The sequence below is a fragment of the Janthinobacterium tructae genome, assembly GCF_006517255.1.
Classification (GTDB): domain Bacteria; phylum Pseudomonadota; class Gammaproteobacteria; order Burkholderiales; family Burkholderiaceae_D; genus Janthinobacterium; species Janthinobacterium tructae.
The window spans coordinates 393,975-415,948 of sequence record NZ_CP041185.1 but is presented as its reverse complement, the minus strand read 5'-3'; the positions used below and the strand labels follow the sequence as shown (position 1 = coordinate 415,948).

Sequence of the window (21,974 nt, the reverse complement as noted above, 5' to 3'; positions counted from 1 at the left end):
GGCAAGCTGCTATGTAAAATGGCGTGGGCGTCGCAAGATGTCCACGCCATTTTTTTCAAACTGAACTTTCTGAAGAAGATGTTTCTATAAAGCACTGCCAACCGTTACAATTGAAGGTGGCATACACTCTCCCCTCCTCTCATGCACGCTACCGATCCCGCAACATCGCCGCCGAGCGACGTTCAACAGCCGAGTCAACAGGAAATCGATCACATCGTGCGCCTGTATGAAAGCGGTGAGCAGGTCCAAATGGAGGAGGCGACACGCGCCATGGTGGACGCCTACCCCGTATCGGCGCTGGCCTGGAGCGTGCTGGGCATGGCCTTGCGGCTGCAGGGCAAGGACGCCTTGCCAGCCCTGCAGAAGACGGTGGAACTGGCACCCGACGACGCCGAAGCCCATCTGCACCTGGGCAATGCCCATATGGATGGCGGCCATCCCGACCTGGCCATGCCGTATTTCATGCGCGCCCTGGAACTGGCGCCAGCCTTTGCCGAAGCGCTCAGCCGCCTGGGCGACGTGCTGCAAGCGCAAGGGCATCTGAAGGAAGCCGCGGAATGCTATGGCGGCGCGCTGGAGATCGATCCCGCACTGGCCATGGCGCATCGTGGCAAGGGCGATGTCTTGGTGGCGCAGCAACAATTTCAGTCGGCGCAGTCGAGCTATCGCCAGGCGCTGACACTGGAACCGGGCGCAGCCGACATTCATCGCAAGCTCGGCGACGTGCACGTCGCCCTGAACCGGCCGGATGCGGCACTGCAAAGTTATGCAGCAGCGCTGGAGATAGATCCTGAAAACGCCATGGCGCATGGCGGCATGGGCAATGTGCTGTTCCGGCTGGATCGCAATGCGCAGGCGGCGGCCAGCTATCGCAGCGCCACGGCGTTGCCGACGGCAAACGCGGCACACTACCATGGCCTGGGGCGCAGTTTGCATGCGCTCGGCGCAACGGCCGATGCCGAGAGCGCGTACCGGCAATCGATCGCGCTCGACGCCTCGCTCGCCGCACCCATGCTGCATTACGCCGACCTGTTGCGTGAAACCCGGCGCAAGGAGCCAGCCATCGCCATCTACCAGGCGGTGCTACTGTTGGAACCCGATAATATCGACGCCCTCAACAACCTCGGCATGGCCCTGCAGGAAGACGGCCAACTGGAGGCGGCGCTGGCGTCGTTCCGGCAAGTGGCCCTGCTGGCACCGGACAATCCTGTCACCCACAGCAATATCGCCGCCGCCCTGAACGATATGGGACAGCGGGAAGCCGCGCTGGAAAGCTGCCGCCGCGCCGTGAAGCTGGGGCCAAAATCGACCGCCGCGCATGTCAACCTGGGCACTTGCCTGATGGAGATGGGCCGCCTGAGCGAAGCCGTCAACAGTTTTGAAACCGTGGTCAAACTCGATCCGCATCACCGCCGGGCGTATGTCAATATCAGTGCAGCATTGAACCGCCTGGGCCGTATCGACCAAGCCATCGTGCATTGCCGCAAGGCACTGAAGATCAATCCGGACTGGGATGAATTGCACAGCAACCTGCTGTTCTACCTGACGCATAGCCAGGATCTCGATGCTGCATCCCTGTTTGCGGAACATGTCCGCTATGCCGAGCATTTCGAGGCGCCGTTGCGCGCCTCCTGGCCGCAGCACGGCAACACGCGCGATCCCGAGCGCCGCCTGCGTATCGGCTTCGTTTCCGCCGACTTGTATAACCATGCGGTAGCCCATTTCATCACGCCCATTCTCGAATACTTGAGCCAATCCCGGCAAGTGGAAATCGTGGCCTACGCCAACAGCTTTCACGATGACCATGTCAGCCGGCACCTGCACGGCCTGTTCGCGGTCTGGCGCCAGGTTGAAAAACTGAGCCATGCGGAACTGGCGCAGCTGGTCACCAGTGACGCGATCGACATCCTGATCGACCTGTCGGGCCATACCGGCTTCAATCGCCTGCCCACTTTCGCGCGCAAGCCGGCACCGTTGCAACTTACCTGGATCGGTTACCCAGGGACGACAGGTTTGCAGGCGATGGATTATTTTCTGACGGATCGCTATTTTTCACCGCCCGGCGAACTTGACGACCAGTTCACCGAGAAGCTGGTGCGCTTGCCTGCTACCGCGCCTTTTCTGCCATATCCCGAAGCGCCGGAGGTCAGCCCGGCACCGGCGAGCGAAAATGGCTACATCACTTTTGGCAGTTTTAACCGGGCGGGCAAATTGAGCCGCGAAGTCATCGCCCGCTGGTCCGCATTGTTGCGTATGGTGCCAGAGGCAAAAATGCTGCTCGCAGCGATGCCCAACAAGCAGGCCAGCGACAAGCTGCGTTCGTGGTTTGCCCACGAGGGCATCGACGCCGGGCGGCTGACGTTTCATGGCTACACCAATATGCACGACTACCTGGCATTGCACAGTCAGGTCGACCTCTGCCTCGACACCTACCCGTACACCAGCGGCACCACCGGCTTTCACGCCTTATGGATGGGCGTGCCCACCCTGACCATGGTGGGTTCCACCTTGCCAGGCTACGTCAGTGCCGCCATCCTGTCGCATGCGGGATTACAGGATTTCATCGCCTACGGAGAAGAAGATTTCCTCGCCAAAGGAGTGGCGCACGCCAGCGATCCCGGCCGGCTTGCCGGCATGCGCAAGGAAATGCGCGAACGGATGCGCAACGCGGCCAGCGGGCGGCCGGACGAGATTGCCCAGGGGCTGGAAGTCGCCCTGCGTCATATGTGGCAACGCTGGTGTGCGGGAGTGATGCCGGCTAGTTTTGAAGCGACAAGTAGCGGTATTGTTGGGGAACCGCAAGAGGAAGGTCAACCATGACCCAAGAAGATAAAAATACGCCTGTCTACATTACACAGCCCACGCTGCCGCCCCTGGAGGAATTTATTCCTTACCTGGAGCAGATCTGGAATAACAAGATTCTCACCAACGGCGGGCCTTTCCATCGCCAGCTGGAGCAGGCGCTGGCCGATTATCTGGGTGTGAAATACATTTCGCTGTTTTCCAACGGTACCCTGGCGCTGATGACCGCCTTGCAGTCGCTGCGTATCACGGGAGAAGTGATCACCACGCCATATTCCTTCGTCGCCACTGCGCACTCCCTGCTATGGAATGGCATCAAGCCCGTATTTGTCGATATTGAACCAGGCACCTTCAATATCGACCCCAGGAAAATCGAAGCGGCGATCACGCCACAGACCACCGCCATCATGCCCGTGCACTGCTACGGCAGGCCATGCGACGTCGCTGCGATCGATGAAATTGCATCCAATTATGGATTGAAAGTGATCTATGACGCGGCCCATGCATTCGGCGTCAACTACCAGGGCAACAGCCTGCTCACGCATGGCGACCTGTCGGTACTGAGCTTTCACGCGACCAAAGTATTCAATACCTTCGAAGGCGGCGCCATCGTCTGCAGCGACGCCAAGATGAAGCGCCATATCGACCATCTGAAAAACTTCGGCTTTATCGATGAAGTGACGGTGGTCGCGGCCGGCATCAACGGCAAGATGAACGAGGTCAGCGCCGCGTTCGGGCTGCTGCAGTTGAAAAACATCGACACCGCGCTGCGCGAACGCAGCAAGGTTGCACGCCGCTATCGCGAACAGCTGGCAGGCATCGCCGGCATTTATTGCCCGCCCGATGCGCCCGAGACGAGCGCCAACCACTCGTACTTCCCGATTCTGGTGCAGCCGGGCTACGCCCTGTCGCGCGATGCCCTGTTCGACACCTTGCGCCAGGCCGGCATCATTGCACGCCGTTACTTTTATCCCCTGATCAGCGATTTTCCAATGTACCGCAACATGCCCTCGGCAGCCCGCGCGAATCTGCCGTTGGCTGGTGAAGTGGCCAGCCAGGTCATCTGTCTGCCGATCTATCCCGAGCTGCAGGCGGAGCAGCAAGATCGCGTAGTCGACGTCATTCGCCTGGCAAGTTGCATGACCAAGCCATCATGAAAACCATTATTTACGGCAATGGCGCCATTGCCAGACTGTTATATTCCTACGCACGCCACAGCATGGACATTGTCGCCTTCACAGTCGACGATGCCTGTATCGACGACGCCACGACCAGCTTCCTGGGCTTGCCATTGCTGCCATTCAGCCAGGTTGCGCTGCAGCTGCCACCCGATGAGCACGATATGCTGATCGCGGTGGGATTCCTGGAAATGAATGCCTTACGGGCGCGCAAGCACCGCGAAGCCGAGGAAAAAGGCTACCACCTGGCCAGTTTTGTGCACGCCTCCGTGCTGCGTCACGATGACGTGCTGATCGAGGACGGCTGCATCATCCTGGACCATGTGTCTATCCATCCCGGCTGCCGCATCGGACGTGGCACTTTTATTTCGAGCAACGTCAATCTCGGCCACGATTGCGTGATCGGCGCCTACAACTGGATCAACGCCGGCATCGCTATCGCAGGTGGCTGCAGCATTGGTGACGCCTGCTTTTTCGGCGTCAACTCCTCGACCGCGCACGGCTTGCGGCTGGGTGCGCGCAATTTCATTGCCGCCAATACCTTGATCAACCGGGACACCCTCGACGACCAGGTCTACCTGTCCGAAGCGGGCCAGCTGTTCCGCCTGAAAAGCAGTTCCTTCCTTAAATTTTCCGGCATGGCGGGACAGGAATGATGCAGCCTCGAGAGTCAGTACCGGAGAGCATCAGCGGTATTTTCTTTGCCCACGCCGCAGCCACGCCGGAAAAAATCGCGCTTGCCTGCGAAGGCCGGGAAATCAGTTACGCGACGCTGGCGCAACTGGTGGCGCGCTGGTCGAACGCGCTGGCGGCCAACGGCGTGCGACGCGGCGACCAGATCGGCGTCATCTTGCCCAACAATGTGGAATTTGTTGCCCTGATACTGGTGGCCGCCGACCTTGGCGCCGGGCTGGTACCGCTCAGTCCGGCCTTGCCGCCGGCGGTCGCCCTGCACTCCTTGCAGGCAGCGCAGGCCAGGCACCTGGTGTCAACGTCACCACAACTGGCGGCCCTGCGCGCAGAGCCAGGCAGCGACGCTGTGCATGGGTGTTGGCTCAGCATCGATGCCGCCGGCGCCGGCACCATCACGCTGGAGCAGCTGCTGCAGGCGGCGCCGGCCGATGCACGGCCTTTGTACGCGGGCCGGGCAGATGACGCCCTGATCCTGACCATGACCTCCGGCTCGACGGGTAGCCCCAAGCCCATCGTGCTGACCCAGCGCACCAAACTCAACCGTCTACGCGCGGCGGTACAGCTTTACGGCATCACGGCGCAGGATCGCACCCTGGCCGCCACGCCGCTGTATCACTCCCTGGCCGAGCGCCTGGTACTGCTGCCACTGCTGACCGGCGGCAGCGCCGTGCTGATGCCCCATTTCTCGGCCCAGGCCTGGTTACGCTGCGTGCAGGCGCAACAGGTCAGCTTCACGATTGCGGTCTCGTCACAACTCAAGCAGATTGCCGCCCACATGGCGCAGGACGAACACGACGTCAGCAGCTTGCGCTGCCTGGTGTCATCGTCGGCCCTGCTGGAAAACGCTGTAAAAATCGATCTGCTGGCGCGCTTTTCCTGCGATTTCCATGAATGCTATGGCGCCTCGGAAATCGCTATCGCCACCAATCTCGATGGCAATGCGGCGCGCACCAAACTGCAATCGGTGGGCCGACCTGCGCCCGGGGTCGAACTGCGCATCCTGGGTGAAAACGATGAGCAATTGCCGTCCGGCCAGGCTGGCGAAATCGTCTGCAAGACCACCATGTTGTTTGGCGGCTACTTTCAACTGCCCGAATTGACCCGCGCGGCGATGTGTGGCGAATATTTCCGTACCGGCGATATCGGCAAGCTGGACGAAGACGGCTATCTGTACTTTCTGGGACGAAAAAAAGACGTCATCATTAGCGGCGGCATCAATATTTATCCTGCGGACATCGAGGCAGCGATCGGCTCGCACGGTTCCGTCACGGAAAGCGCCGCCTTTGCCTTTCCCGACGCCAGGCTGGGCGAAGTGGTGGCCGTGGCCCTGGTCGCCAGCGATCCCGCCAGCTTCGACCTGCGCCAGCTGCGCTTTCACTGCGCCCATGCGCTGGCGGACTTCCAGCAGCCGCGGCGCTTTTTTGTTGTTGAGCAGCTACCGAAAAACAGCATGGGCAAACTGATGAAATTTCAACTTGTCCAGACATACGCAAGCTCCCCGGAGCGGGAATAGAACATGGAAAATACAAACACAGTGCCCCTGGCACCGCTGCGGCTGGCGTTTATCGGCGGCTCGCGCAGTTCCGCCGTTGGCTATTCACATTTTGTGTCGAGCGCCATGGATGGGCTGTGGACGCTGGTGGCTGGCTGCTTCAGCCGCCATGCCGAGTCCAACCAGGAAAGCGGACAGGTGTACGGCGTCCATCCGGAACGCATCTACGACACCTGGCAAGCATTGCTGGCCAGCGAAAAGGGCAACATCGATGCTGTCGTGATCCTGACCCCGACCCCGTCACATGTCGACAGCGTACTGGCCTGCATGCGTGCCGGCATCGCCGTCATCTGCGAAAAATCGCTTGCCGTCAGCAGTGAGCAGGCGCGCCAGATCATCGCCGTACGCGACGCACACCAGGCCTTCCTGGCAGTGACGTATAACTATGCTGGCTATCCGATGTTGCGCGAACTCGAGCGCAAGATCCGCGATGGAAAACTGGGCAAGATCCTGCACTTCCAGGCCGAAATGCCGCAGGAAGGCTTTGTCCGCGTCGACGCCAGGGGCAACAAGCCGACACCGCAGGCGTGGCGACTGGCCGATGGCGCCATCCCGACCTTGCATCTGGATCTCGGCGTCCACCTGCACCAGATGGTAGCCTACCTGACAGGCGAAAAGCCGCTGGAACTGGTATCGGACCAGAATCACTATGGCTGGTTCGCCGGGGTGGTCGACAACGCGGGCTGCCTGTGCCAGTACAGCGGCAACATTCAAGGCCAATTCTGGTTCAGCAAGTCGGCGCTGGGCCATCGCAACGGCTTGCGCATCCGCATCTATGGCGACTTGGCTGCTGCCGAGTGGTATCAGGCACAACCTGAGGAACTGACCCTGTCGCATGTCGACGGCCGACGCGAGATCATCGACCGGGCAGGCCAGGTCGAAGTCACCAACGCCCTGCGCTACAACCGCTTCAAGGCCGGCCACCCGGCGGGTTTCATCGAAGCCTTCGCCAATTTGTACGGCGATATAGCCGTTGGAGTAAGGCAATTTCAACAAGGCCTGCCATGGCAGGGCGGCGCTGTGTACAGTGCGGAACTGGCCCTGGAAGGCATGCATTTCCTGGAAGCCATGGTCGCATCCTCGCAAAGCCGCCGCTGGGAAACCATCCAGGCCTGAACCCACAAAGAAAGCAACACCATGCAAGACGATATCCGTGCATTCATCCTCACCCTGCTGGCCAGGAAATCACCGTTGCCTGCTGATTTCACCGACGACGACGACTTCCTTGCCGCCGGTATCATCGACTCGATGGCCATCATCAAGTTCATCCTGGAACTGGAAGCGCGCTTCGATATCACCCTGGACGACGATGATATCGAGTCGCAACAATTCCGCTCGGTGCGGGGCTTGCTTGCCCTGATCGACAACAAAACCGCCTGAAGAGATGCACATCGAGCATCCCATGCACGGAGATTAACCATGTCAGCTACAGCAATACCGATCACGCGGCACGCCGTCGCGAAAGAACAGGCACAGGCGTTTCTATCGGCCCTGGTGAGCGCGCCGCGCTTCCTGCTGGGACGCAATGAACATGCGCTGGCCCTGCTGTCGACGCTGGACATCCCGATTGACGGCATCGTCGACGACGGCGCCAGTGGCACGCAATGGCATGGCAAGCCGGTCATCGCCATGCAGCAACTCCCGTCCGATGCCATGGTGGTCAATTGCGCCATGTCGATTGCACCGGTTGCGGCCGCCCGCAAGCTGGCGCAGCAGCCGGTGAAGGCTAGGCTCAGCTATGCCGACCTGCTGGCAGCGCGTCCCGACCTGGTGCCGGTACCCGCCTTCGTCGCGCAAATGCGTGCCGATGTCGCCGCCAACCGTCCCCGCTGGGACCACTTGCGCGCCCAATTTGCCGATGAGGAGTCAAGGGCGGTCTTCGACCATGTGGTGCAATACCGGCTCACTGCCGATCCGCGCCACATGGCAAGCTACGAGGTGCGATTCTCGGAGCAGTATTTCGAGGACTTCCTGTGCTTGTCGGGCGAAGTGTTTGTCGACGCCGGCGGATTCGACGGCGATACGACCGAGCTGTTCTGCGAACGCTATCCCGACTACCGGGCCGTGTTCCTATTCGAACCGTCAGCGAAGAACATGCAGGACGCAAAAACGCGCCTGGCGCAGCGGCACGGCATCAGCTTCATCGAACAAGGCATTTCCGACCAGGCCGGTACCTTGTGGTTCAATCCGGATGCAGGTTCGGCCAGCGCAGTCAGTGCGGCCGGCTCCAGCAGTATCGAGGTAACCACCCTCGACCTGGCCATCACGCAGGCAGTCAGTTTCATCAAGATGGACCTGGAGGGCTGGGAAATGCAGGCCCTGGCCGGCTCGCAGCGCCATATCCGCGACGAGCATCCCAAGCTGGCCATTTCCGTCTACCATAGCGCCGCCGATTTCCATCGCATTCCCGACTATATCGCCAGCATCCGCCAGGACTACGACCTGTATTTGCGCCATTACACGCAGGGCTGGTCGGAAACGATCATGTACTTCGTGCCACGCCGCAATACCGCTCAAACCACCGCGGAATCAGCAGCTTAACAATAACAGGATCCATCATGCCTACCACCACCAGCGCCCCCCAGGTCAGCGCGATACGCCCCAAAGTTCTTTTCCAGAAGGTTGAAACGACCTTTCCCGACGCAAACATCATGTTCAGCGTCAGCATCCCCAGCAGCGCCATCGGCGGCATGACGCTGCTGGAAAGCTCGATCCTGGTCAGCCTTGCGAAGCTGACCGGGGCGCAGGCTTTTTTTGAATTCGGCACCTACATGGGCGCCACCTCGGTTTTACTGGCGAGCAACGCGCCGCCCGGCGCCCATGTCACCACGCTGGACCTGCCGCCTGCCGAGATCGACCTGACCGCCGTCAGCGGCGACACGGCCGCCCTGATCCTGCAAAATGACACGGAAAACGACAATTACCTGCGCCGCCAGTTTGCGGAAAAAGGCGCGTTCTACATCGACCGCGCGCCAGCCGACGTCCAGTCCGCAATTACCCGCCTGCACCTGGACAGCCGCAAGCTCGATCCGCAAGCGCAGCAATTGAGCGGTCAATTCGATTTCATCTTCATCGATGGCGGCCATGATTACGAGACGGTGACGATCGATACCGCCAACGCACTGGCCATGGCCAAGCCTGACTCCGTTATCCTGTGGCACGACTACCGCTCGAAGATCCATGGCGACGTGACCCGCTTTGTCGATGATTTCAGTGGCGACCGGGCCGTGATCCATGTTGAAAATACCATGCTGGCCTTTATACTGAATGGCAACTTCAAGCACCTGCTCACACAATAACATGACAGAAAAAATCGGTGCAAAGCCACCAACCCGTGTCAATTGGTACCGCAGCAAGCTGACAGGCACCGAACTGTCGGCCTTGATGCGACGCAGCGACATGCAGGGTGCATTGCATGTCGCCAGCCATCTGCTGCTGCTCTGCGGCACCGGAACGCTGGCGTACTGTGCCTTCCTGAACGGCCATCATGGCTTGGCCCTGGCAGCACTCTTCCTTCATGGCAGCTTTTTTTCCTTCCTGGGCTGGGCTGGGGCAGGGCATGAACTGGTACACCGCACTGTCTTCAAGACGCGTGTGTACAACGATGTCTTCCTGGCCTTGTTCGCGTTCCTGACCTGGAATAACTATGTGTATTTCCGGGCCAGCCATATCCGCCATCACCAGAAAACCGTGCTCAGCGGCCAGGACGGTGAAGTCCGCTTGCCGCAGACGCTGCGCTACAGGGAATGGTTCTGGGCGCTGTCGTTCGACTTGCCGGCCTGCTACCGGGCCATCAAGATCGTGGTGGAAAACAGCCTGGGCATCATTCGCGGCCAGTGGGGTGCCCAACTGTTCCCGGACCAGGCATCGCGCCGTGCCGTCATCCGGTTTGCCCGCATCATCCTGTTCGGCCATCTTGCCATGGCCGCCGCCTTTGTTGCCAGTGGCCACTGGCCGCTATTATTGCTTGTCACATTCGCCACCTTTATCGCGGACTGGCTCAACAAGACCCTGGCGCTGGCGCAGCACTTCGGCATGCAGCCCGATGTCGACGATTTCCGCCTGAACAGCCGCACGGTCCTGCTGCACCCTTTCCTGGCTTTTTTGTACTGGCAGATGAATTACCACATCGAACATCATATGTACCCGGCGGTACCGTTCTACCAGCTGAAAGCGCTGCGCGGCCAGATTGAGCACGACCTGCCGCCGGCATCGCGCGGCATGCGCGCCCTGCTGCGCGACATCGCCGCCATCAAGCGGCAACAGGAGAGCGCCTCGGCCTTGCCGCCGCGCACCTAGGCTGACCGCGCCCTTCAGTAACGTCCGATTTACCCAACAAGGAATCTCCATGCATGCCTCGCCCACGGCCCTCAACAAACCGATCTTGATTTTTCCTGCAGGCATGCCTCGCTCGCTCGACTATCTGGAGCGCTGCAAGCGCGATGGACAAAGCGTGATCGGCGCCTCGTCGCTCGCTTACGATGTCAGCAAGCCGGCCTATCCGGAATGGGCCTTCCTGCCGTATGTAAATGATCCGGGTTTCCTGGAGGCCTTGCAACTGCTGATCGCGCAGCGTGGCATTGGCGGCATTTATACCCCAAATCCGGTCGTCTGGAGCTATCTGAATGAGGTACTCAAGGACCTGCAACCGACCATTCCCCTGGTCAACGCTTCACCGGTACATGATGAAATGAGCGGCTACCGCTCTGCCATGGCGCATGCCCGCAAGACCCTGGCTACGCCACTGCCGATCGCCTCGGTGGTCGACACAAAGCCGGCTTTGCCGGAACTGCAACTGGCCACCCTTTTCCGCCATGCCAATGTGATTCCAGGCATGTGCGATGACGAGAAAATCAGCGCCCTCTACGAAATTGCCCGCCACAGCGTGCGCGGCGACGTGGTGGAAATCGGCAGCGCATGGGGCAAGTCGGCGTTTGTGCTGGCACGCCTGGCACGCCTGCATGACATCGGCCACACTTTGTGCATCGACCCCTGGCAAAGTGACTACGTGGTGCAGAACGACACTGGCGGCCTGGTCGACAACTGCATCCACCATTACGATTACGATGAAGCGCTGCGCGTGTTCGAGATGAACCTGCTGCCATACAGCGCCAACGATATCAACTATCTGCGCCTGCCCTCGGTCGCGGCGGAACAGCAGTACCGCCAGACGGCAGCCGTGCATAGCCCGTCCTTCGGCACCACCAACTATGCCGGCAGTATTGCACTGCTACACATTGACGGCAACCATGCCTACGAGGCAGCCCAGGCCGATATCGCCGCCTGGGAGAAGCATGTGGTGGCCGGCGGCTGGATCATCATTGATGATTATGTCTGGCCGTATGGCGACGGGCCGCAGCGTGCCGGCGATGAGTTCCTGGCGCAACAGCAACAAAGGATCGGCTCGGCATTTGTGATGGGTACCGCCCTCTTCCTGCAGTTGCGCTGAACCGCTTGAAACGCATCCAGCAGGCCAGACTGTGCGAAGGCAGGCGCCTGCCTCTCGCCTGTCCGAATGCCCCTGCCCTGTCGCGCCAGACATTCTTCATGATGGGCACTCCAGCCACCATGTGGCGGCGTCTCCGCCGCCCGAATGGATTTTTCAGCTTGTTTTTGCTGTGTGCATCCGCTGTGCGACAATACGCGGCAATTGGCGCTCGTGCATAACGACATGCAAACCAGCGACATGCCTTGCCATACCGCCTTTTATCAGAGGCCAGCTATCAGAAATCGCAGTAGCGCGTTTCTTTAGCGCACACTAATCCATTACAATCAGTGCCGACAGCTCCTATCCTTCTTCCAACTGAATCCACTATGCGCCCGAAGTTTGCCTCATCCGTAACACGCCGCCAGCAGCACCTCACTTCCGCCACCAAACGCCAGGCAGACCAGGCAATTGATGCGGCGCTGGCCGACTACCAGGCGGTCCAGGCAACGCTGCCCGCTGACGCGGCCATCCACCTCAGCATCGGCACTGCACTGCTGGCCATGGAGAAGCTGACGGACGCCGAGGCAGCTTACCGGCGTGCGATCATGTTGGCGCCCGCCTCGCCGGCAGCCTGGAAAAAACTGGCTGAACTGCAGACAAAGAGCGGACGTCACGACGAAGCCATCGACAGTTACCAGGCCGCATTACTGCTCGATGCATGCGATGTGCAGACCCTTAACGAACTGGGCAATGCATTGCAGGCGGTGGGCCAACTCGATGAAGCGATGGCGGCTTACCGCCAGATGCAGGCGATCGAACCTGATCATGCCCACGCACACAACAATATCGGCTCGGTGTTGCAGGCGCGAGGACAAATCGACCTGGCCACGCAGGAATATCAGCGCGCGCTGGCAATCAACCCGCATTTCGCCTCCGCCCATTTCAATCTGGGCACGGTCCAGTTGTTGCTGGAAAAGCTAGACGATTCACTGATCCATTTTTCCAATACCATCCAGTACGATCCGCACTTTTATGCGGCGCACAACAATCTCAGTGCCACATTGAGCAAATTGGGACGGATCGACGAAGCCGTTGCGGCATGCCGCCATGCCATCGGCATCAATCCCGCATGGAACGAGATGCACAGCAATATGTTGTTCGCACTCACGCACAGCGCCAGCACCCATCCGGACACGCTGTTCAAGGAGCACCAGCGTTTCGGCCAGCAATTCGAAGCACCGTTGCGCGCCCTGTGGCCGCGCCACCAAAACCAGCCTGATCCGGAACGCACCTTACGCATCGGCATTGTTTCGGCTGATCTGAACAACCACGCGATGGCCAATTTCATTACGCCCGTGCTGGAAAACCTGATGCACGCGACACGACTGGAAGTATTCATCTATTGCAACAACAAAGTGGACGATCACATCACCGCCCATTTGCGCGCCGTGGTGGGCCGGTGGCACAATGTCCAGGCCTTATCAGATGAACAACTGGCACGGCAGATCGGCCAGGATGGCATCGACATCCTGATCGACCTGTCCGGCCACACCGGCTATAACCGCCTGCTGACATTCGCGCGCAAGCCAGCCCCGTTGCAAGCAACATGGATGGGCTACCCGATGACCACCGGCATGCTGGCGATGGATTACTACCTGACGGACCGCCATTTTTCACCGCCAGGCCTGCTCGATGAGCAATTTACCGAAAAGTTGCTGTTACTGCCAGCTTGCGCACCCTATGTCCCTTCACCGGAGGCGCCAGCCATCTCGCCCGCGCCGGCGCTGGTCAACGGCCATGTCACGTTTGGCAGTTTCAACCGTGCCAACAAGATAAGCCGTGACGTGGTCGCCCGCTGGTCAAGCCTGCTGCGCGCCGTGCCGACAGCCAGGATGCTGGTTGCCGGCATGCCCAGCGAGCAAATCACGGCGATGCTGCGCGGCTGGTTCGATGAAGAAGGCATCGCTGCCGAGCGCCTGAGTTTTCATGCAGTGACCGACATTCAAAACTATCTCGTCATGCACCGGCTGGTGGATGTCTGCGTCGACACCTGGCCTTATACCGGCGGCACCACCACCTTGCATGCGCTGTGGATGGGCGTGCCGACGCTGACCATGGTCGGCCAGACATTGCCGAGCCGGGTCGGTGCGGCCATTCTGGGTCACCTGGGACTGGATCAGTTCATCGCCCAGGACGAGGCCGATTTCATGCAAAAAGGCGTCGCTATCGCCAGTGACATTGCCGCACTCGGCCAGTTGCGAACCGACATGCGCGCGCGGCTGAACAACTCCGCCGCAGGCCAGCCGGCGCTGATCGCCGCAGGCCTGGAAAACGCCCTGCGAAGCATATGGCAGCGCTGGTGCGCCGGCTTGCCCACCGCAACTTTTGAAGCCGACCCTGCGCAAAGCTCGCTGGCCCGGCGCGCGAACAGCATGAAAGCGCTGCATTCGGTAAATGTCGATACGGCGCTGGTACTGGCGATCGAACATCACCAGGCCAGCCGTTTTGTCGAAGCAGAAACGCTGTACCTGGCCATTATCCATCGCCAGCCAGACCATGCGATCGCCAATCACAACATGGGTTTGCTGGCAGCGCAACTGGGTTTTCCCGACAAGGCGCTGCCTTACTTGCGCGCAGCGATGCTGAGTGCCCCCGGTGAGGTGCAATTCATTCTTTCTTACGCGCAGGGATTGCTGCAGTCAGCGCAGGCGCAAGCGGCCGCCGAAGTGCTGGCGAGCGCCATCGGACGCGGCTTCGACACGCCGGCGATGCAGGCGGCCTTGGCGCGCGCCCAAGGCGCGCCAGTAGCACAAGCCGACACTGTGCCCGAGGCCAGCGCAAACCATATCGCCGAGTTGTTCCATGCCGGATTATATGCGGAGATGGAACAGGCTGCGCATGCGCTGGTGGCGCAGCATCCAGCCTCGGCTTTCGGCTGGAGCGTGCTCGGCACCGCGCTGCAACTGCAAGGAAAAGATGCCCTGGGGGCGCTCGGGAAAGTGGTGCAACTGGCGCCGGCAGATGCCCAGGCGCACGCCAACCTCGGCAATGCGTGGCAAGGTGCCGGCCAACATGCCGCCGCCATCCCCTGCTACCTGCGTGCGCTCGAACTGGAGCCCGGCTTTGCCGAGGCGCATGGCAACCTGGGCAGCGCCAGGCATGCCACTGGCGACATGGCCGGCGCGGCGGCAAGCTTGCGCGAGGCGGTCCTGATCGATCCCGGCTACGCCCTGGCGCACGCCAATCTGGCTACGGTCCTGCTGGCAATGGGTGACTTGCAGGGTGCCACCGCGCATTACCGCCTGGCGCTGGCGCTGGTTCCCGGCGATGCGCAATTGCAGCGCGAACTGGGTGCGGCATTGCAGCTGCAAGGGCTGGAGGAAGAGGCCAGCGCGTGTTTTCTGGCGGCGGACCAACTGGCGCGCACAGGGGGGTTTTCAGCAACTTGAAAATAAATTCAAAAATTTCTTAAAAGAATTTAATTTTCTTGTGGCAATGGTCGTCTTGTACTTGTGAGAGCGCAAAAACTGCTGCTCCGCACCGTAACCACCTAACTGGAGCACCTTCATGCTGAGCCTTCACACCAATGCAGCGGCCCTGTCCGCCCAATCGTCGATCTCGAAAACCCAACAATCGCTGTCGACTTCGATGACGCGCCTCTCCACCGGCTACCGCATCAACTCGGCAATGGACGACGCTGCCGGCCTGCAAATTGCAACCCGTCTGAAAGCACAAACCAGCGGTATGGCCATGGCCATGCGCAATACCCAGAACGCTACTTCGATGATCCAGACCGCCGACGGCGCGCTGGGCGAGACCGTCAATATCCTGGTCCGCATGAAAGATCTGGCCACGCAAGCTGCCGACGGTTCGTCGACGGCCGATGACCGTGATGCAATGCAAGCTGAATTCGACACGCTGACCAACGAACTGAGCAACGTTCTGGGCAACACCTCGTTCGCTGGCGCAAAACTGATGTCGAAACAGGCCACCGCGACCGACGTTGCCAACGCGACCGTTGCCGTCACCAACGACACAACCGCTGTCGGCGCTGGCACCACCGGTACCACCGGCGCCAAAGCTGCCGCAGCCGCCACGCTGGTCTCGGCACAAGCGGCCTACACCGCCACGCCAACCACCGCAACTGCCCTGGCGTTGACCAATGCATCGACGGCCAGTGTCAATGCCGACAAAGCCCACGATGTTGCTGTAGCCAAATTGGCCGCGTCGACCGCATTCAAAGCACTGGCAACGGCAAGCAACGCCGGCCCTGCAGGTACAGGCGACGGCAAGTTCGCCGCCAACCTGGACTTCCAGATCGGCGCGTCGACCAGCGAATCGATGAGCTTCGACCTGTCGTCGCAACTGGACTCCATGCACACCGCCATCAAAGGCGCGACTTCGGAATACAACACCTTCGGCGCGGCAGCATCGACGCCTGGCACCGAACTGACCGCCGTCGGCGGCGCATCGGCAGCCATCGACAAACTGCAAGCGGCGATCGACGCTGTTGGTACCTCGCGTTCGGCACTGGGCGCAGCGGGTAACCGTCTGGACCACGTTGCCACCAACCTGGCCAACGTCAGCACCAACACCCAGGGCGCAACGGGCCGCATCATGGATACCGACTTCGCGACCGAAAGCTCGAACATGACCGCTTCGCAAATGCTGCTGCAAGCTGGTACCGCAATGCTGAAACAAAGCAACAGCATGTCCTCGATGGTCATGTCCCTGCTGCAATAATAGTAAGCGCGTCCTGACCTGGCTCAGGTCAGGCCGACCAGAGCCAACTGCGCAAGCAGTTGGCTTTTTTTTATTCATCCCATGCGGGAGGAGCAGCAATGGCGATAGAGCGTGTGTCCGCAGGCAATCCCCTGCCCCTGATTACCCAGCGCTTCGACGTCAGCCCTGCTACGCCGATGACACCGGGCGTGGTGCAGCCGCTGGTGCCCATCGGCCCCTACATGGCACCGGCGCCCGACGCCGGCACCCTGCCCGCGCAGTTGGCGCAAAAAGGCCAGGACAGCCTGGCATCCCTGATCAAACCGAATGCCGATGGTACGGGCGGCGCCATGCCGCGCGACAGCAGCGCCATGCAGGTCAATCAATTATTCTTTACGCGCCAGCTGGTGTGGCAGCCGCCCGACGCGGCGCAGCTGGCCGCCTCGTGGCGCGTGATGGTCAAGACGTATGGCGAGCAATATGCCGCCCTGCAGGAACAGGCGCGCGGCCAGCACGTGCCGGGCAATCTGTTCATGGCCGAGCAGCAACCGGCCCTGCTGCGCGAAGGTGCCCGTCCACCGTTGACGGTCGACAGCGAAGCGTGGCGCTTTGCCGTGTATGGCTGGGGCGGCCAACGCCTGCTGCTGCGCGTGCTGGCCAGCGACGAAGACGAAGAGGCAACGCCGAGGCGGCGCGGCAAGGTGGCGCTGCGCGTCGAACTGCTGATTGCCGGCATCGGCCGGGTGGTGATCCAGATGGAACCGTCCGGCGACGGCGTGCTGCTGGAACTGGCGGCCGACGAGGAAGCCGCGCTGCGCCACTTGCGCCTGGCCCTGCCCGAGATTGCCGCCGCCGTGCGGCGCGCGGGCTTGCGCCTGGTGCGCTGCCGCCTGAACCGCCAGTTGCACGCGCAGCGCGTGCACGGCAACTATCCGATGCAGGCGGGCGCCGCCTCGCTGTCGCTGCCCCTGTTCCGCGCCATGGCCGAAGTGGCACTGCTGCTGACGCAGCCGGAAGCGGAAGTGGCGGCCGATCCCGAAGCGCCCGCGGCACACGCCGCCGAAGCCGAAGAGGAGCCCATCATCGCCTCGAAGGAAGTGGCGGCGCCGCTCGGTTACGACTATGGCGAAGAGGAAGAAACGGCGCAAGGCCGCACCGTGCTGCTGCTGGCCAATGGTCAGGAGCACGAGCTGCTGCCGCCCATCGACGAGCAGGATTGATACGGCAAGATTGATACAACATAATTGATACAGCATAAAAAAACGGCGCCCGCAGCGCCGTTTTTTGTTTATTCCACCGTTTACCCCACCGTGCCGATGATGCTCACTTCGCGGTTTTCCGGGATTTCGTTATACGACAACACATGCAGGCCCGGCGCGAACAGGCGCGCATAGCGGGCCAGCAGCGGACGGATCTGCGGCAGCACCAGCAGCAGCGGCGGCGTGGCCTGCTGCTTCATCTGCTCGCGCGCCACCGGCATGTTCACCTGCAGTTGCGACAGCAGGTGCGGGTCGATCGGGTAATTATCCAGGGTCACCTTGCCCGACTGGCGCGCCTGGTTCAGCGAACCGAGCAGCATGTTTTCCAGCTCGCCGCCGAGATTAAACGCCTGCATTTCCATCTTCTGCCCAAACAGGCCGCTGACGATCTGGCGCCGCAGCGCGCAGCGCACTTCGGCCGCCAGCAGGATCGGATCCTTGGTGGTTTCCGAACTGTCGAGCAAGGTGGTGGCGATGGGCACGATATCCTTCAGTGACACGTTTTCTGCCAGCAAGACGCGGAACACGCGCAGCAGCTGCGTGTGCGTGAGGGCCTTGTCCAGCGCGCCGGCCAGCTTGGGCGACAAGGCCGTCAGGCGCTCCATCATGTTCGAGACGTCTTCGTGGCGGAACAGTTCCGGCAAGTATTCACGCACCATTTTCGACAAGTGCGTGGCGATCACGCTGGGCGCCTCGATGACCTGGTAGCCCAGGCCCAGCGCATGCGCCTTTTCACCGGGTTCGATCCAGGTGACGGGCATGCCGTAGGCCGGTTCGATGCCGGGAATGCCATCGAGTTGGCCATACACGTTCGGCGACGGGATCGCCATCAGGCGGTCGGCCTGCACTTCCGCCTGCGCCACCACGGTGCCCGACAGCACGATGGCATACTGCGACGGCTTCAGGGCCAGGTCGTCGCGCACGCCGATGTTCGGCAGCAGCAAGCCCATCGCTTCGGACAGGCTCTGGCGCACGCCCTTGACGCGCTTGGTCAAGGGTTCGCCTTGTGTCTTATCCACCATGCCCACCAGTTTATAGCCGAGCATCACCATCAGCGGTTGCACGGCAGGCAGTTGCTGCCACTCCATCTCGGCAGGCTTGTCCTCGCGCAAGGCCGCCTCGATGGCCGCCATGCCGGCCGTATCAGGCCCCTTCACGCGCTTGGTCAGGCGCCAGGCCACGAAGGCCAGCACGCCGGCAAAGGTCATGAACATGAACCACGGCATGCCCGGGATCAAGGCCAGCGCCACCATCATGCCGGACGCGCTGAAGATCACCGTTGGCGACGTCAGCACTTGGCCCGCCACTTGCTGTTCGAAGTCGCCCGAATCGCTGATACGGGTCACCAGGATGGCGGCCGCGGCCGACAGCAGCAGCGCCGGGATCTGCGCCACCAGGCCATCACCGATGGTCAGCAGTGCGTATTGGCGGAAAGCATCGCCGAACGACAGGTCGTGCATCAGCGAGCCGATGGCCACGCCGCCGACCATGTTGATGATCAGGATCAGGATACTGGCGACGGCATCGCCGCGCACGAACTTCGACGCGCCGTCCATGGCGCCATAGAAATCCGCTTCAGCGGCCACGTCCTTGCGGCGCAGCTGGGCTTTTTCCTGGTTGATCAGGCCGGCGTTCAGGTCGGCATCGATGGCCATCTGCTTGCCCGGCAAGGCATCGAGGGTAAAGCGCGCCGACACTTCGGAAATACGCTCGGCCCCCTTGGTGACGACGGCGAAGTTGATGATCATCAAGATCACGAAGACCACGATACCGACGACGAAGTTACCACCGATCACGACGTTACCGAAGGCCTCGATCACCTTACCGGCCGCGTCCGCGCCCGTGTGGCCGTGCAGCAACACCACGCGCGTCGATGCCACGTTCAAGGTCAGCCTGAGCATGGTGGTGGCCAGGATCACCGTCGGGAAGACGGAGAAATCGAGCGGCCGCTTGGCCGACACGCTGACCAGGATAACGATCAGGGCCAGCACGATATTGAAAGTGAACAAGATATCGAGCAGCACCGGCGGCAGCGGCAGGATGATCATTGCCAGGATCACCAGCAGGAACAGCGGCGTGGCGAACTTGTGGCGGCGCATTTCGGCAACCAACCGGTTCAGGAAATTCATGAAGGGACTACCTCGCTCAAATGAGACGGCACGGCCATCTCGGTGGGTAATACGGGCTGGGCAGCACGCTGCCCGGACCGGAATGCTTTCAGTTGCAGTATGTAGTTGAGCACCTGCGACACGGCCTGATACAGCTGCACGGGAATCTGCTGCTGCACCTGGCTGGTGTTGTAGATGGCGCGCGCCAGCGGCGGCAACTCCAGCGTTTCAATATGGTGCTCCTTCGCCACTTGCCGGATATACAGCGCCATCTCGTCGACGCCCTTGGCAACGACAAACGGCGCCTCGGCGCGGTCCTGGTCATACTTCAATGCAACGGCGTAATGCTCGGGGTTGACGATCACCACGTCGGCGTCGGGCACGGTCTTGCGCACGCTGCGCCGGCCGATCTGCTGCTGCAACTGGCGGATGCGCTGGCGCACTTCGGGCCGGCCTTCGCTGCTTTTATGCTCTTCCTTGACGTCCTGCTTGCTCATGCGCTGGCCGCGGGCAAAAAAGAACGCCTGCGCCGGCACGTCGATGATGGCAAACAGGATGAAGACGGAAATGAGGGACATCAAGCCGTCGAGCATCAGCGCCGAGCCATCGAGCATGGCTTGCTGCAGGGGCCGGTGTTGCAAGTCCACGTACTGCGTCAGGCTGGAACGGCAGACATGCACGATCACCATGCCAAGCACTCCTGCCTTGGCGATGGACAGGCCGAATTCAAAGCCATGCTTGGGCGACACCAGGCGGCCCAGATTCTTGGCCGGGCTCAGGCGCTCCATCTTCGGCATCCAGTTCTTGCCGCTGATGACCCAGCCGCCGGGAATCAAGGAGCCGAGCACGACAAACAGGGGCACGCAAAACAGCGGCACGATCATCTTGATCAGCAAGCCCACCGAGGTGGTGAACGCCATCGACATGGCATTGTCGAGCGCGCCCTTGCTGTCGAGCGGCATGAAAGCCATGGCGAACAGCTCACGGAAGCTATCCAGATAAGAAGGCAGCAGAAACACGAACAGCTTCATGCTGATCAGGATGCCCAGCGCCGTCGACAGGTCGCGCGAACGCACCACCTGCCCTTCCTGGCGCGACTTCTTCAGCTTTTGCTGTGACGCCTTTTCGGTCTTGTCGCCGGTGCTATTGTCAGCCATGGGCCACCCGCATCTGTTCGGCGATCATATCGAGCACGCGATTCGTCATGGCGATGTAGTGCTCGGGAATAAAGCGCACGATCTGCGCCAGCATCAGCAGGCCGAACACGGTGATCATGGAAAAGCCCAGCGAAAACAGGTTCAGCGATGGCGCCACGCGGTTCAGGAAGCCGAAGCCCAGCTGCACCACCATGGTGGAAAAGACGATGGGCAAAGCCAGCAGCATGGCGGCGGCGAAGATCCACGCCACGTTATACGCCACCGTCTGCAGCAGCAGCGGGGCATAGCCCTGCCCCACGGGCCAGGCCTTGAAACTGGCGCCGATCACGCCCGTCAGCACCAGATGGCCGTCGATGGCAAAAAACACGATCATGCACATGATGGTGAGCAGGCCCGTGATCACGTCCGACGAAGTGCCGTTGAGCGGATCGTTCATGACGGCCATGGAAAAACCCACCTGGCTCGACACCAGGTAGCCAAGCACCGACATCACCGACATGGCGAAGTGGAAGGCCAGGCCGAGGACGAAGCCGATGACGGCCTGCTCCAGAGTGGCGACGATGGCGTACAGGGAAAACGGATCGATTTTCAACAAGTCCTGCGAGATGCCCGAGGCCTGCATCACGGGCAGCATCAGGATCGCCAGCACCAGCGACAGCAGGATGCGCACGGTGACGGGCACGACGCCGTCGCCGATTACGGGCGAGGCGCTGAGCATGGCCAGGATGCGGCAGAACGGCCACCATACGGCCAGCACAAACGGCAGCACCTGATTGAAAATCTGATCCATGGGCGCGCGGCGCTATCCGACCAGGGTGGCCGCGCGCTGAAAAATGGACACGCAATAATCCATCAGGTAACCGGCCATCCATCGTCCGGCCAGGATCAGCGCCAACAGGGTGACCAGCAGGCGCGGCAGGAAACTCATGGTCTGTTCATTGATCGAGGTGGCCGCCTGCACCAGCGCGACCAGCAGGCCCATGAGCAGACCTGGCACGACCAGGATCACCACCAGCAGCATGACGACATGCAACGCTTCGATGATCAGGTCGACGGCGACTTCAGGGGTAAACAT

Annotated in this window: 17 protein-coding genes; 13 read left to right on the top strand and 4 right to left on the bottom strand. The window is 61.1% G+C overall.

The features are described 5' to 3' along the window. Positions 1–249: 249 nt before the first annotated feature. From FJQ89_RS01870 to FJQ89_RS01810, 13 genes are all read left to right on the top strand, one after another. Positions 250–2,820, top strand: a complete 2,571-nt coding sequence (locus FJQ89_RS01870) for a tetratricopeptide repeat protein (protein ID WP_168208331.1) — start codon at positions 250–252, stop codon at positions 2,818–2,820. After that, positions 2,817–3,959, top strand: coding sequence for a DegT/DnrJ/EryC1/StrS family aminotransferase (locus FJQ89_RS01865; protein WP_141168806.1), 1,143 nt, complete (start codon positions 2,817–2,819; stop codon positions 3,957–3,959). Before FJQ89_RS01870 ends, FJQ89_RS01865 begins: the two co-directional genes overlap by 4 nt. Continuing rightward, the gene (locus tag FJQ89_RS01860) at positions 3,956–4,636 is read left to right on the top strand and encodes an acetyltransferase (protein ID WP_141168805.1); all 681 of its coding nucleotides are present in this window, start codon (positions 3,956–3,958) and stop codon (positions 4,634–4,636) included. Before FJQ89_RS01865 ends, FJQ89_RS01860 begins: the two co-directional genes overlap by 4 nt. Then, a complete protein-coding gene (locus FJQ89_RS01855; RefSeq protein WP_141168804.1) occupies positions 4,633–6,186 on the top strand; it encodes a class I adenylate-forming enzyme family protein in 1,554 nt (517 codons plus the stop codon). Before FJQ89_RS01860 ends, FJQ89_RS01855 begins: the two co-directional genes overlap by 4 nt. A 3-nt stretch (positions 6,187–6,189) precedes the next feature. Further along, positions 6,190–7,341: a Gfo/Idh/MocA family protein gene (locus FJQ89_RS01850; RefSeq protein ID WP_141168803.1), complete on the top strand. Its 1,152-nt coding sequence runs from the start codon at positions 6,190–6,192 to the stop codon at positions 7,339–7,341. 21 nt (positions 7,342–7,362) lie between these two features. Further along, a complete protein-coding gene (locus tag FJQ89_RS01845; protein WP_141168802.1) occupies positions 7,363–7,605 on the top strand; it encodes an acyl carrier protein in 243 nt (80 codons plus the stop codon). Between the two features lie 39 nt (positions 7,606–7,644). Beyond that, positions 7,645–8,766, top strand: a complete 1,122-nt coding sequence (locus tag FJQ89_RS01840; protein ID WP_141168801.1) for an FkbM family methyltransferase — start codon at positions 7,645–7,647, stop codon at positions 8,764–8,766. 17 nt (positions 8,767–8,783) lie between these two features. Then, positions 8,784–9,524: a class I SAM-dependent methyltransferase gene (locus FJQ89_RS01835; protein WP_141168800.1), complete on the top strand. Its 741-nt coding sequence runs from the start codon at positions 8,784–8,786 to the stop codon at positions 9,522–9,524. Position 9,525: 1 nt separating this feature from the next. Next, the gene (locus tag FJQ89_RS01830; RefSeq protein ID WP_168208330.1) at positions 9,526–10,524 is read left to right on the top strand and encodes a fatty acid desaturase; all 999 of its coding nucleotides are present in this window, start codon (positions 9,526–9,528) and stop codon (positions 10,522–10,524) included. 49 nt (positions 10,525–10,573) lie between these two features. Further along, positions 10,574–11,674, top strand: coding sequence for a class I SAM-dependent methyltransferase (locus FJQ89_RS01825; RefSeq protein ID WP_141168798.1), 1,101 nt, complete (start codon positions 10,574–10,576; stop codon positions 11,672–11,674). 365 nt (positions 11,675–12,039) lie between these two features. After that, positions 12,040–15,102, top strand: a complete 3,063-nt coding sequence (locus tag FJQ89_RS01820; protein ID WP_141168797.1) for an O-linked N-acetylglucosamine transferase family protein — start codon at positions 12,040–12,042, stop codon at positions 15,100–15,102. 118 nt (positions 15,103–15,220) lie between these two features. Then, positions 15,221–16,396 (top strand): flagellin N-terminal helical domain-containing protein, encoded by a 1,176-nt coding sequence (locus tag FJQ89_RS28255; protein ID WP_141168796.1) that lies wholly within the window; start codon positions 15,221–15,223, stop codon positions 16,394–16,396. A 98-nt stretch (positions 16,397–16,494) separates the two neighbouring features. Beyond that, entirely contained in the window at positions 16,495–17,595 is a 1,101-nt protein-coding gene (locus FJQ89_RS01810) for a hypothetical protein (RefSeq protein WP_205704553.1), read from the top strand. Positions 17,596–17,675: 80 nt separating this feature from the next. Here FJQ89_RS01810 and FJQ89_RS01805 read toward each other — a convergent pair whose 3' ends face one another. Genes FJQ89_RS01805 through FJQ89_RS01790 form a run of 4 tightly spaced genes read right to left on the bottom strand, consistent with a single transcriptional unit; the run spans position 17,676 to position 21,974 of the window. Continuing rightward, positions 17,676–19,763, bottom strand: a complete 2,088-nt coding sequence (locus FJQ89_RS01805; protein WP_141168795.1) for a flagellar biosynthesis protein FlhA — start codon at positions 19,761–19,763, stop codon at positions 17,676–17,678. Beyond that, on the bottom strand, positions 19,760–20,899 hold the full coding sequence (flhB, locus tag FJQ89_RS01800; protein WP_141168794.1) for a flagellar type III secretion system protein FlhB: 1,140 nt from the start codon (positions 20,897–20,899) through the stop codon (positions 19,760–19,762). The genes FJQ89_RS01805 and flhB overlap by 4 nt, the downstream gene beginning before the upstream one ends. Further along, the gene (locus tag FJQ89_RS01795) at positions 20,892–21,689 is read right to left on the bottom strand and encodes a flagellar biosynthetic protein FliR (protein ID WP_141168793.1); all 798 of its coding nucleotides are present in this window, start codon (positions 21,687–21,689) and stop codon (positions 20,892–20,894) included. The genes flhB and FJQ89_RS01795 overlap by 8 nt, the downstream gene beginning before the upstream one ends. A 12-nt stretch (positions 21,690–21,701) precedes the next feature. Then, complete coding sequence (locus tag FJQ89_RS01790) at positions 21,702–21,974, bottom strand: flagellar biosynthetic protein FliQ (protein WP_034757874.1); 273 nt, start codon at positions 21,972–21,974, stop codon at positions 21,702–21,704.